Source organism: Pseudooceanicola batsensis HTCC2597 (assembly GCF_000152725.1).
Classification (GTDB): Bacteria; Pseudomonadota; Alphaproteobacteria; order Rhodobacterales; family Rhodobacteraceae; genus Pseudooceanicola; species Pseudooceanicola batsensis.
The window spans coordinates 1,257,324-1,269,838 of the sequence record NZ_CH724131.1; the positions used below are offsets into that span (position 1 = coordinate 1,257,324).

At 64.8% G+C, this 12,515-nt stretch carries 12 protein-coding genes; 5 read left to right on the top strand and 7 right to left on the bottom strand.

The features are described from left to right. Positions 1-7 precede the first annotated feature (7 nt). The 7 genes from OB2597_RS10020 to OB2597_RS10050 form a co-directional block, all read right to left on the bottom strand. On the bottom strand, positions 8-811 hold the full coding sequence (locus OB2597_RS10020) for a sugar phosphate isomerase/epimerase family protein (RefSeq protein WP_009805432.1): 804 nt from the start codon (positions 809-811) through the stop codon (positions 8-10). Further along, positions 811-1,770, bottom strand: coding sequence for a sugar phosphate isomerase/epimerase family protein (locus tag OB2597_RS10025; RefSeq protein ID WP_009805433.1), 960 nt, complete (start codon positions 1,768-1,770; stop codon positions 811-813). Before OB2597_RS10025 ends, OB2597_RS10020 begins: the two co-directional genes overlap by 1 nt. A gap of 15 nt (positions 1,771-1,785) precedes the next feature. After that, the gene (locus OB2597_RS10030; protein ID WP_009805434.1) at positions 1,786-3,075 is read right to left on the bottom strand and encodes a TRAP transporter large permease; all 1,290 of its coding nucleotides are present in this window, start codon (positions 3,073-3,075) and stop codon (positions 1,786-1,788) included. Then, the gene (locus OB2597_RS10035; RefSeq protein ID WP_009805435.1) at positions 3,072-3,656 is read right to left on the bottom strand and encodes a TRAP transporter small permease; all 585 of its coding nucleotides are present in this window, start codon (positions 3,654-3,656) and stop codon (positions 3,072-3,074) included. Before OB2597_RS10035 ends, OB2597_RS10030 begins: the two co-directional genes overlap by 4 nt. A gap of 1 nt (position 3,657) precedes the next feature. Then, positions 3,658-4,647: a sialic acid TRAP transporter substrate-binding protein SiaP gene (locus tag OB2597_RS10040; RefSeq protein WP_009805436.1), complete on the bottom strand. Its 990-nt coding sequence runs from the start codon at positions 4,645-4,647 to the stop codon at positions 3,658-3,660. Beyond that, positions 4,644-5,321, bottom strand: coding sequence for a GntR family transcriptional regulator (locus OB2597_RS10045; protein ID WP_009805437.1), 678 nt, complete (start codon positions 5,319-5,321; stop codon positions 4,644-4,646). Before OB2597_RS10045 ends, OB2597_RS10040 begins: the two co-directional genes overlap by 4 nt. A 656-nt stretch (positions 5,322-5,977) precedes the next feature. Continuing rightward, positions 5,978-6,946 (bottom strand): LacI family DNA-binding transcriptional regulator, encoded by a 969-nt coding sequence (locus OB2597_RS10050; protein ID WP_238529713.1) that lies wholly within the window; start codon positions 6,944-6,946, stop codon positions 5,978-5,980. Positions 6,947-7,158: 212 nt separating this feature from the next. On the opposite strand from OB2597_RS10050, the gene OB2597_RS10055 reads away from it, so the two are divergent. From OB2597_RS10055 to OB2597_RS10070, 5 genes are all read left to right on the top strand, one after another. Continuing rightward, positions 7,159-8,100, top strand: coding sequence for a dihydrodipicolinate synthase family protein (locus OB2597_RS10055; RefSeq protein WP_009805439.1), 942 nt, complete (start codon positions 7,159-7,161; stop codon positions 8,098-8,100). Between the two features lie 63 nt (positions 8,101-8,163). Continuing rightward, on the top strand, positions 8,164-9,165 hold the full coding sequence (locus OB2597_RS10060) for a TAXI family TRAP transporter solute-binding subunit (protein ID WP_009805440.1): 1,002 nt from the start codon (positions 8,164-8,166) through the stop codon (positions 9,163-9,165). A 71-nt stretch (positions 9,166-9,236) separates the two neighbouring features. Beyond that, a complete protein-coding gene (locus OB2597_RS22535) occupies positions 9,237-9,914 on the top strand; it encodes a hypothetical protein (protein WP_238529714.1) in 678 nt (225 codons plus the stop codon). Beyond that, positions 9,851-11,131 (top strand): TRAP transporter permease, encoded by a 1,281-nt coding sequence (locus OB2597_RS10065; RefSeq protein ID WP_238529752.1) that lies wholly within the window; start codon positions 9,851-9,853, stop codon positions 11,129-11,131. Before OB2597_RS22535 ends, OB2597_RS10065 begins: the two co-directional genes overlap by 64 nt. 3 nt (positions 11,132-11,134) lie before the next feature. Then, positions 11,135-12,211, top strand: coding sequence for a TolB family protein (locus OB2597_RS10070; RefSeq protein WP_009805443.1), 1,077 nt, complete (start codon positions 11,135-11,137; stop codon positions 12,209-12,211). The last annotated feature ends 304 nt before the right edge of the window (positions 12,212-12,515 follow it).

A 12,515-nucleotide genomic window follows, 5' to 3' on the forward strand; every position in this document is an offset into this window, starting at 1 on the left:
GCGACCGCTATCGGACTGCAGTTCTAAGGCGCTCCACACTCTCGGCGACCCAGTCGAGTTCCTGCCGTCGTGCCGTCGCGAAATCACCCGGCCAAGGAAGCCAATGCTCGTAGATCACGCTCATGTCGCGGCGCCCCACGGCGTCGAGGACCGCTTCGATATCTGTGCGACCGGTGCCGAGCGGGGTGCCGTGGATGCTGAACCCCACACCGTAGCCATCGGGTTGGATGACGTAGTCCTTGAGGTGGAGATTGATCGTGTGCGGCGCGAGGATGCCGACGGTCTCCATCGGCCATTCCCCCGCACAGATCGAGTTGGCGACGTCGAGACATACGCCGATCTGGTCGTCCGACACGCGGTCCAAGACATCGACGACGCGCCGGGACGGAAAGTTGAAATGGTTCTCGATCGCGAGCCGGATGCCGGCCGATTTCAACGCCGGCAGAAGAGAGCGGAACTCTCTCGCCAGGTCAGCGACCGGCCGTGCGGCGTCTGGCGCATCGAGGGCGACGCGCAGTATGCCCGCGCCGATCCGCTCGCCTATGCCGATATAGAGTTCCACCTCCTCCGCATCGAAGGATTGCGTGCCCAGCTCCAGCGCGATGCCCTTGCTCTTTGCCGCGGCGGCGAGAGCGTCGAGGTCGTCCGCATCCAGCGTGTGCAGCGGAAGGTTGTCCGCGTACTGCACCACGCCCAGCCCGTGACCGGCCGCGACCTCGAGCACCTCCATCGCGGTCATCGGCCTGTCGGGACGGCGGTCCTTGTGACCGATGGACCAGCGGAACGCGTAACTGCCGAGTCCCGGTTTCATCAGAGCAGCGCCTTGATCAGGTCGCGCGTGGTGCGGGCGCTGTCGCCGCTCTCGACAAAGCGCCTGATCCGCTCCGGCCCCATCTTGGCCAGCAGTGCCCGAAGGTCTTCCATCGTCTCGAACGTGTGACCGACGGCCTCCGGGCCGTCGCCTGCGCGGGTGAAGACATCGTAGGCGATCCAACCGTCATAGCCGAGGCTGTCCATATAGTGGATCGTCTCGAGCGTCTCCCAGAGGTTGACCGACGCCACCGGCATGTCCCAGTCGGCCTGCCGGTTATTGTCGTTGAAATGGACATAGAACAACCTTCCCGCATCGAAGGCGACGGCGAGTTCGGCGGCGGGACTTTCATGCTCGATCAGGGCGTGCCCGAGGTCCATCGTGACACCGAGGTTGTCCGCCCCGACCCGGTCGCAGAAATGCAGCGTGCGCCCCATCGAAGGAAGAACGATCCGGTTGCGGACCTCGTAGGCCTTGTACTCGATGCTGACCTTCACGTCCGGCCTGTGCGCGGCGACCTCTTCGAACGCTTCGATCGCCCATCGCCATTGCGCCATGTGATCGACGTGAAAGGCATGATCGCTGCCGTCGATCAGGGGGCAGACGGAAATCATGTCGGCGCCGAACTCGGCCGACATCTCCATCGCGCGCTTCATGTAATCCACCGCCGTCTGCCGCACGCCTGCATCGGGATTGGTGAAGGATCCGGCGCGGAAAAGGTCCTCGCCCTTGAGGTTCACGTTGACCGCGGACACGGCCAGGCCGCTTTCCTTCAGCAGTTCGACATGCTCCCCGTCATGACCGAGGTCCTGGGGATAGACCGGCTCCACCCCGTCGACGCGGGCGATCGTCTTCGAGATTTCGAGCCGTTCGGAAAAGCTCCGGGCGGGCTGATAGGTGTGAAACCGGTCGGAGTACTTGCCCAATGTCCCGAGCAGAATGGAATTCTTCGTCGCCATGTGTCTGGTCCTGTCTCAATAGTCATAAAGTGCTTGCGGGATTGCCAGCACGAGTTGCGGAAAGAAGGTGATCAGCAGAAGCACCGCCAGATGAACCGCGATGAACGGCAGGATCGCCCGGCAGATCTGCAGGATGGTGATGTTGGCGATGCCGCTCGCGATGTAGAGCGACAGGCCGACCGGCGGGGTGACCGTTCCGATCATCAGGTTTACCGTCATCATCACTCCGAAGAAGACGGGGTCGATGCCGAACGCCTGCGTCACCGGCAACAGCACGGGGGTGAAGACGATGATCGCCGACCCGCCGTCCAGGAAGCACCCGGCCACCAGAAGCAGCACGTTGATCACCAGAAGCAGCACCAGGGCGTTGGTGATGTGATCGGAGAACCAGTTGGACAGGGCCAGCGGGATCTGCTCGATCGTCAGCACATAGCCCACGAGGTTCGCGACCCCGACGATCACCATGACCACCGCCGTGTTCAGGGCCGCGGTCCTGAAGATCCCGGGCAGCTGCCGAACGGTCAGTTCGCGATAGATGACGAGACCCGCGATCAGCGCATACACCGTCGCGACCACGGCGGCTTCGGTGGCGGTGAAGATGCCGCCCAAGATGCCGCCCACGATGATCAGCGGCATGACCAACGCGCCCGTGGCCGACAGGAAGCTTCTGAACAGCCCCTGCATCGAGAACGGTTCCGTCTCGACCTCCCAGTCGCCGCGGCTGGCCTTGATATAGATCAGGACCATCAGACCGACGGTCATCATGAGGCCCGGCACGATGCCGCCCATGAACAGCGCCCCGATGGAGACGCCCGAGATCACACCGTAGAGGACCAGCGGAATCGACGGCGGGATCACGGGCCCGTTGACCCCCGAGGCCGCCACCACCGAAGCCGCGAAGGCCGGATCGAAGCCGCGCCGCTTCATCATCGGGATCATCGTCGAGCCGATGGCCGTGGTGTCGGCCACCGCCGAGCCCGAGATACCGGCGAAGATGGTCGAAGCGATGACGGCCACATGTCCCAGCCCGCCCCGGATCCATCCCACCAGATAGGAAGAGAAATTGACGAGGCGGCGCGAGATCCCGCCACGCTCCATCAGCGCGCCTGCGGCCATGAAGAACGGAATGGCGAGCATCGGGAAACTGTCGAGCCCGGCATAGATGCGCTGCAAGACAAGTTGCGAGGACAGCAGGTCGTTCGCCTGCAGCACGACGAGAGCCGCCCCCATCAGCGCAAAGATGATGGGCGTCCCGATGACGAGCAGCAGAAAGAAAACCCCGAACAGGATGGAAAGGGATATCATGGCTTCGGTCCGTCGTCGTTCGCGCCCGGGGCCTGCTCGGGGCTCGTGCCCGGCCCGCCGCGCAGGTGAGGTGCGCCCCTGACCGCGTCCCGGCCGCTCGCCAGCATCGTCAGGACGAGCCAGGTCAGCAGCAGACCGCAGGAGACAAGGATGAGACTGAAGATCACCCCCATCGGGAACTGCAGGGCCGGCGTGCGCTGATCCCACTCGCGCAGGAACGTGGCCCAGGCGCCGCGCACCAGAAAAATCGAACAGATGAGCCCTACGAGACTGGCCAGCGCATCGGCGGCATGACGAGCACGGTCCGGCAGCATATCAGTGAATATGGTCACCGTCAGGTGTTCACGCCTGCGCGCCAGAACGGCCGCGCCCACGAATATCAGGGAGATGAAGAGAAGCCGCGCGACCTCCTCGGACCAGATCAGCGCCGCATCCAGGAAGTAGCGCGACAGGACCTGAAGGAACACCACGCCGATCATCGCCACGAGCAGGCCGATCAACAGCCACCCCAACACGTCCAGGAGGACGGTCTCGGCGCGCGCGAGCGCGCCGAGTTCATTGCTTTGGCCGGGTCGGGTCACGTCAGTTCGCGGCCCGTGCTGCGTCGATCATGTCGAGAAGTTCCTGAGCGGCATCCCCGAACTCTTCGACGGCATCGTCCCGCAGAGGTGCGACCGCCGCTGCCAGCGCCTCGCGATCGGGGCGGGTGACCTGCATGCCCTTGGCTTCGAGTTCCGAGAGCAGGTTCGCATCGTCCTCGGCGACCTTTGCGCGCTGCACCTCGGCACTGTCGAGCACGGCCTGGCGGACGATCTCCTGGTGTTCCTCCGACAGGTCCCCCCAGAGCTCCCCGGAATAGAGAACCATGTGCGTCAGGTGCAGGTGACCCGTCAGCGCCAGATGATCGTTCACTTCGTAGAAGGCCGCGTTGTAGATGTTGGACAACGGGTTCTCCTGGCCGTCGACCACGCCCTGCTCCATCGCCGTGTAGAGTTCGTTGAAGGCCATCGGCGTGGCATTGGCGCCCATCATCTCGAGCGTGCGAAGGTGATAGGTCGCGCGCGGCGTCCGGATCTTCAGGCCCTCGATGTCGTCCGGCGCGTTCACGGCCCGCTGGGAATTGGTCAGATGACGCATGCCCGCTTCGTAGAAGCCCAGAAGCTCGACCCCTTGTGGCTCCACCAACTCGGCGACCTTGTCGCCCAGAGGCCCGGCGAACGCGCGGAAGGCGTGCTCGCGGTCCTCGAAGAGATAACCGATTTCGAGCGTACCCAGCACGGGTTCCCACGACCCGAAGAAGCCGGTCGTCACCCAGGTGATCTCGAGCGTGCCCGAGCGAAGCTGTTCGACCATCTCCCGCTGGTTGCCGAGCTGCGCATCGGTGAAGACACGGACATCGATCTCGCCGTTCGACCGCTCTTCGACGAGCCTTTCGAATTCGCGCGCACCCACGTTTTCGGGATGATCGCCCGAGACGACCGTGCCGACCTTTATGGTCACATCCTGGGCGAGAGCCTGACCGCCGATGGCGGTCGCCGCCATCAAGGCGAGCGTTGAGGTGAAGTGCTTCATTTGGTTTCCTCCCTTGGTGAAGCCTTGATCGGCATGACGTCCGCATGCCGCCGGACGAGCTCGAGAAGCTCTTCGGTCGTCCGGTTCCAATGATCGTGATAAAGCTGGCTCAGGCGCCTCGTATCCCGTGCGGCGATCGCCTCGTACATGGCGCGGTGCTCCTCGGCGGAGCGGACCGGCAGAGGCCTGAGGTGCAGTGAAAAATACCTCGCGCGGTCCGTAAGGGCGCGGTGACCCTGGTAGAGGTCCGCAAGGCGCCGATTTCCGCAATTGTCGACGATCGCCTGATGGAACCGGCTATCGGCTTGAACCCACGCGTCCCGATCTTCCCGTTCGAGGGCCAGCTCCATGTCGGTGACAGCTTGCTCGACATCCCGGATGTTCCGGTCGTCCCGTCCCGACAGCAGCAATGCGGCCTCTAGTTCCAGCGCCTTGGCGATCTGGTGGATCTCACGCACGTCGTCGGTTCGCAGTGGAAGCACGCGCGTGCCGCGGCGCGGCTTCACCTCTACCAGCCCTTCTGCCGCCAGACGCTGTATGGCCTCGCGGATCGGCGTGCGGGACAAGTTCATCCGCTGCGCGATTTCGCGATCGGACCAGAGCGTATCTCCCGGTATGCGCCCGGTCAGGATCTCCTCCCGCAGAGCCTCGTATGCAGCTTCCGTCATGCTCATCGGCGCTTGGCTTTCATAGTCAAAATCCGCATCCCTTAGTGACACACCATCTGACATGCCAGATGTAATGTCAAGGCCGCGCCGACCGGGGCCGCCCTGCGATTTCTGCTTTGCGCCTGTTGGCGGAAACCGCGGATCAAGCCGCGAGGGTCGGCCCGAAGGTCCGTTATCCGCCTAGAATCCGTGCAATCTCGTCCCTGCGCCGGATGACCGTCATCGGGCGAAAGTCGTCTGGATTCCGTTGCTTACCTTCGCAAGCCAACCGATCCCGCGCGATTTCGCGGCGCGCCGCTTGCGGGACGCCACGCCGCGGCGCCGCAAGGTCGCCTCATAGCTTTGACAGGGTCGTTTCCGTGGAAAAGATCGTGCGGCCCGCGCAAATGAGGCCGAAGCCTCCGGCGCCGATGCCTGGCCCCTCGGGCCATTCGCATTCGCCTCGCGCGACCTGCCGCCCGGCCGCTCTGGACGAGGCGACGCCACCGGCGAGGCGCCAGGTACAGATACCCCCCTTCGCAGAGCCGCCGCCCGGGACGGATACCGTATCCATAGACCTGCGCCATGCGGGTCAGCAGCTCGGTACCTCGGGCAGGTCGCGCCGATCATCACCGCCTTCCGCTCGCCCGGCTCGACACCCGGCTCCCCCTTCAGCCGCGCGGCTAAGAACGGGGGGCGGTCGACTTTCGCGGAATCAGACTGGGGGTGATCTTTCTCACGACCGACTCCTGCCCGTCTTCGAACAGCAGTCTCAGGGCTACTTCGGCCACGCGATCGAACGGGACGCGCACCGTGGTCAGCGGCACCGGGAGGCGGCTGACGATCGGTATGTCGTTGTAACCGACGAGGGAAATGTCGCCGGGCACGGAAAGCCCCTCCTGGGCGATGGCGGACATGCTGCCGATCGCCATGTTATCGTTGATGGCAAAGATCGCGGTCGGCGGATCCGGCAGCGCAAGAAGGGTGCGTGCGGCCGTCTCTCCCGATTCGATGCTGAACGTCGTGGCCACGATCAATTCTTGCGCCTGGGGTATCCCGGCTTCTGTCAGCGCCTGCCGATAACCGGCCAAACGCCCGAGGGCGCTCGTCGCGTAGTCCGGCCCAGCGAGAATGCCGATACGCTTGTGCCCCAGGTCGAGCAGGTGCCGCGTGGCGAGATATCCGCCGAGTTGGTCATCACCGACGGACGCGGCGCTGGTCCCGTTGTGCCGCAGCGCGAAGACGAACCGCACCCCCCTGTCCCGCAACTCGTCGGCAAAGTGATCCCCCTCGCGCGCCGTCGTCAGGATCAGACCGTCGACCCCGCGCCGGATCAGAGCCTCGGCAGCCTTGCGGCTGGCGTCGGGGTTGTCGTCCGTCGTCGCAACGATGGCAAAGCGGCCCTGCTCTGCGGCGGCGGCGCTGATGGCTTCGTAGAGCATGGCCATGACGGTATCGGTGAGGCGGGGCACGATCACGCCGATGGTGCCCGTCGTTCCGCGCCGCAGGCTCGCAGCCGAGACATCCCGGACATATCCGAGCCTCTGCGCGACCTCCCGGACCTTTCGCGCCCGGGGCGAGTCGGAATTCGGCAACCGTTCGTCCAGCATTCGGGATACGGTCGACTTCGAAACTCCGGCCTCGCGCGCCACGTCGTGAAGGGTAACCCGCGCCCTTGTTCTCGTTGACGTTTCGTCGTCCGACACTGGACCAACCTCGCTGCACAACCCTGCCTGAACCGAAACTACCACTTGACAGTCCGGACTGGCAATGCATTTCTGGGAACGTTCCCGCAATCGTTCCCATATGCGCACGACACGGCGGATCGAACGGAATGAAAAACGCATCTGGAGGAATCCCCGACATGCAACCCATGGATCTTCGCGGCCTGAACCCGGCCCCCGTGACCGCCTTCAACCGTGACGGATCGCTCGACATCGAAGCGAACGTCCGGATTGCCAAGTGGCTGGCCAGCTTCGACGAGGTGAAGTCGCTCGTCATTCTCGGTCACGCCGGGGAAGGAACGTTCCTGACCGCGGACGAGCGTCTGGAACTGATCCGCGCCTACAAGGACGCGGTCGACATTCCGATCGTCGCGGGGATCACCGGCGAAGGCACCAAGGTCGCGGCCGAAGAGGCGAAGCGGTCGCTCGATGCGGGCGCCACCGGCGCGCTGGTCTACCCGAACCACGGCTGGCTGCGCTTCGGCTTTCAGAAAGGCGCGCCGCAAGACCGCTACAAGGCGATCTACGAGGAAGGCGGCCTGCAGACCATCCTGTTCCAGTACCCGGACGCGACCAAGGCGAACTATGACCTGGACACCCAGATCGAGATTGCCGCCCAACCCGGCTGCGTCGCCACCAAGAACGGCGTGCGCAACATGAAGCGCTGGTACACCGAGATCCCCGAGCTGAAGAAGGCGCAGCCCGACCTGCAGATCCTGTCGTGCCATGATGAATGGCTGCTGCCGACCATGTTCGACGTCGACGGCCTTCTTGTCGGTTACGGCAATATCGCGCCCGAGCTTCTCATCGACCTGATCGCCGCCGGCAAGGCGCGGGACTATCCGCAGGCCCGCAAGATCTCGGATCAGCTTCTGCCGGTGACGCAGGCCGTCTACCACCGCGGCTCGCACATGGAAGGCACCGTCGCGCTGAAAATCGGCCTGCGATATCGCGGCTTGCTGGACCACGCGACGATCCGCGAGCCGCTCAAGGACCTCGGAGAAGCTGCCGAGCGCGAGATCGAAGCCGCGTTCGACGCCGCGGGGATCGGTCGGGTCGATCAGGCCATGGCGGCCGAATAATAACCGAAGTGTTGTTTGCCTCCGGCCCGGAGCCGGAGGCATCCTTAACCAAGGGAGGAAACCATGATCAACTTCACTCTCCGGCGCGTGCGCCTGGCCGCCACGGCGACCATCGCATCCGCCATCGCTGCGACTTCGGTCGCCGCACAGGATATCCGTATCGGCGCGATGCGCGAAGGATCGGCCTGGTACGTCTTCGCGGCAACGCTCGAACAGATCATCGAGCCGATCCTCGGGGACAACTCGGTCGAGGTCATCGCCCGTGGCGGCGGCGTCGCAAATCCGATGGTCGTCCAAGGTGGCAAGGCCGAGATCGCCCTCTCCAACGTCGCCTCGGCCGTCTGGGCGAAGAACGGCGGAGACGTCTACGAGGGCATGTCCGCTCCGGACATCCGCGCCCTCGTCGGCGGGCTCAACAGCGTCTATGTCGGCGCCATGGCACGCAAGGCCTTTACCGAGGAGATGGGCACGACCGACCTCGCCGAGATCTTGTCCTCGGGCAAGCCCGTGCGCGTGCTGATGAAACCAGTCGGCTCTTCCGCCGTGCCCGTGGCCCAGATGATCTTCGAGGGCCTCGGCACTTCGGCCGACGAGATCAAGGCAAACGGCGGCGACATCATCCAGGTCGGAACCGGCCAGATTCCCGACCAGATGCGCAACGGCAATGCCGACATCTACATCGACACGATGATCAAGGGGCATCCGGCGATCACCGAGGTCGCGCTGACCACGGATGTCGTCTTTCTCGACATTCCCGAACCTGCCATGGCGCTTCTCGAAGAGAACGGCCTCACCCCCGGCAGCTACGGACCGGACTGGTACAAGGGGCAGAGCGACGCGACATCCGGGGCGAACCTCGGCACGGTACTGATCGCAAATGCCTCGCTGGACGAGGAAACGGCGTATATGATCACCAAGGCCATCATCGAGAACGCCGACAAGCTCAAGTCCTCGCACGGCGCCTGGTCGAGCTTCGACCCGAAGGCCGCGATGAAGCCCGAGAACATCGGCATCGATCTGCACCCCGGGGCCGTACGCTACTACCGCGAAGCCGGCCTGATGTAAGCGGACGGGCGCAGCCGACCCGTCGGCCGCGCCCACCCTGACCGAACCACGGCCGCACAATGGAGGAGACCATGCGCGCCACGCTTCTTCGCAGCCCCGCCAATAGTGCCGCTTTCGTGATTGGTCTCGGCCTGATCGCATTCCAGATCTGGCTGCTGTTCGAACCCCAACAGCCCCTGATGGAGCGGCCTGTCCACCTGACCGCCGCTCTTGTGCTCCTGTTCATCTACAAGCCGCTGACCGCGCAGGCCATTCCGCGCTGGCTGCGGATCGGTATCGACACCGTCCTGATCCTCGGCGCGGTCGCTGTCCTGATCTACTACCTGACCGGGTTCGAGCGTCTGACGACGCGGATGGAGAACGTCTCTCCGATCTTCAACATCGACATCGCCTTCGGTGCGCTCTTGGTCTTCCTGTTGCTGGAAGGATCGCGTCGCGCGGTCGGATGGGTGCTGGTCTGGGTCCTTCTCGCCTTTATCGCATATGCCTTCTGGGGGAACGTCTTTCCCGGCTGGCTGAACTTCCGCGGTTTCGGGGTCGAAGCCGCGACCGAGATCACGACGATGACCACCGCTGGCGTGCTGGGGATCACCACCTCGACATCCGTCAGCTTCGTCTTCTACTTCATCCTTTTCGGCGCCTTCTATTCGGCGGTCGGGGGGGGCAGCTCTTCATCGACCTCGCCATCCGCGCCGCGGGCCGCGCCACCGGCGGAACCGCGAAGGCGGCGATCATCGGGTCGTCGCTGATGGGCTCCATCTCGGGCTCTGCCGTGGCCAACGTCGTCTCGACAGGGGTCTTCACCATCCCGCTGATGAAGCGGACGGGACTCACCGCACACCGCGCGGCCGGGATCGAGGCCATCGCCTCGACCGGCGGACAGCTGATGCCGCCCATCATGGGCGTCGCGGCCTTTATCATGGCCGAGCTTCTGGGGATGCCATATGCGCAGATCGCCCTGGCGGGCCTGATACCCGCCGTCGCGTTCTACCTCGCTCTGATCATGGTCGTGGACCTCACGGCCCGGCGGGAAGGCGTCCGGGCCCTGACAGCGGCAGAGGTTTCCGAGACCGAGGCCATCGGACCACGGCTGCACCTGATCCTGCCGCCAATCGTGCTGATCGGCTTGCTGGTCAGCGGCTCTTCGGCCTCCTATTCGGCCGTCATCGCCGCCGCCTCGTGCCTGGTCGTGCCCTTCCTCCGCGCCGGCACCCGGATCGGTGCCAGGGAAGTGATCGATGCCCTGCGGGAAGCGCCGAAACAGGCGGCCGAGGTGGCGGTTCCGATCGCCGCCATCGGCCTGATCATCGCCGTCGCCGTGCAGTCGAACCTCGCGTTGAAATTCGCCGGATCACTCCTGTCGCTGTCCGAAGGGTCTGTCTACCTGTCGCTCATGCTTGCGATGGTCGGCTGCATCATCATGGGCATGGGGCTGCCGACGGTGGCCGCATACATCATCGGCGCGGTTCTCTTCGTCCCGGCCATCCAGGACCTGGGCATCGCACCTCTCGCGGCCCATTTCTTCATCTTCTACTACTGTGTCCTGTCGATGGTGACCCCCCCGGTGGCGCTGGCCTCGTTCGCGGCGGCGGCGGTCGGGCAGGCTTCGACCATCAAGACCAGCCTCTCGGCGTTCGGCCTGAGTCTCGTCGCCTTTTTCGTGCCGTTCGCCTTCGTCTTCGACCCGGGCGTTCTGGCGCAGGGCAGCGCGGTGCAGATCGGCTTCAGCGCCCTGTCGCTCCTCGCCTCCACGTCGCTATGGGCGGTGGCCTTCGGGGGTTGGGCCGGTCGTCCGCTTGGCGGGACACTGCGCGGCGTGATCGGCGCGGCCGGCCTGGTCGCCGTGATCGCACCCTCGGGGTCCTCCCTCTGGCTGGCCGCTCTTGTCTCGGGCTGGGCCGTCACACTGGGCGTTGCGGTCCTGTCCCGGCGCGCGCCGGGACGCCTTCCCCGTCCGGCAGAGTGAACCATGACCCGACCGACCCTGGAGTCCGAAAGCCGGATCGTCGGCGAAACCGACAGGGTGACGATCCGGCAGGTCACGGATCACCCGTCGATTCATCATCATCCGTTCTTCTTCGTGGACGCCTGGGACGCGGCGATGGCCTTCCTCGTCCTGATCTCGCATCGCACGGGCAAACCGCAGGTCTACATCGAGCGCGAGGCCGGGGCCGGACTGATCCGATTGACGGACGAGCCCGCGCTGGCCGAATGGTCCGTGATCCCGTCCAGGGACGGCCGCTGGATTTACTACGTCGCCGGACAGGAAGGCAAACGCGTCTCCCCGCGCGATGGCACGGTCGAGGTGCTGGCCCATTTCGACAGCACCGAAATGCGCGAGGCCGGCATGGTCGGAGCGGCCATGGGCACCACCGCCCTGTCTGCCAGCGGCCGCTACTGGGCCGTTCCGGTCAAGGCCGGCAAGGTCAGCCAGTTCTGGATGATCGACACCGAAGCCGAAAGCGCCGGGGTATTCTTGGAGGCGCCGACCATCGGCCACCCGCAATTCTGCCCCGATGACGAGGACCTGATCCTCTATGCCGGTCCGATGACCGACCGGGTCTGGGTCACCGACCGCGCCGGCAACAATCGCCGCATTTTTCGACGTGAGCATGACCTGCAGTGGATCACCCACGAGGTCTGGCGACCCGGCCACCGCACCGTCCTTTTCGTGGACTGGCCGAACGGGATGGGAGAAATCGATCCGGACAGCGGAGCCGTCGTCCCGATCACTGATTTCCCGGTCTGGCACGGCGCGCCGGATGCAACGGGAAAGCGGCTGGTGTGCGATACCAACTTTCCGGATCGCGGACTGCACCAACTGGACCTGTCCGGCGCCTTTGCACCCAGCTTCCTGACGGAACCGAAAGCGACATCTCAGGGTGCCCACTGGGCCCACCCCTTCCCCTACAACAACGGGCCGGTGAAGGTGCACGCTCCGCAACACACCCACCCGCACCCCCGGTTCTCCCCCGATGGACGACGGATCGTCTATACCTCCGACGCCAGCGGCTTCGCTCAGGTTTTCGTCGCCACGTTATCCTGAAAGGCCCCTCCTCCGCGGACCGGCCTGCCGGGCGTTCACCTGCACGTTTCCGTGGCCGGCCTGCGGCACACATTCATCGCACCCGATCCGGTAACGCTCATTCGGCACGCGAATTATCTGCTCTTCACTGAATTGGCCGTGTCGCCCTGCCGGTTTCGCATGGAGACCCGTCTGCATCGAGCCGCGGCCTCTCAAGGAAATTTCCTGCTTCGCTTCTCCCGCCGCCGGACCCGGATGTCTGGACAGGCCTGACGAGGACAGCGCCCCCACCCCAGCCGGTCGGGACGCGGGGACAAGTCTCCGA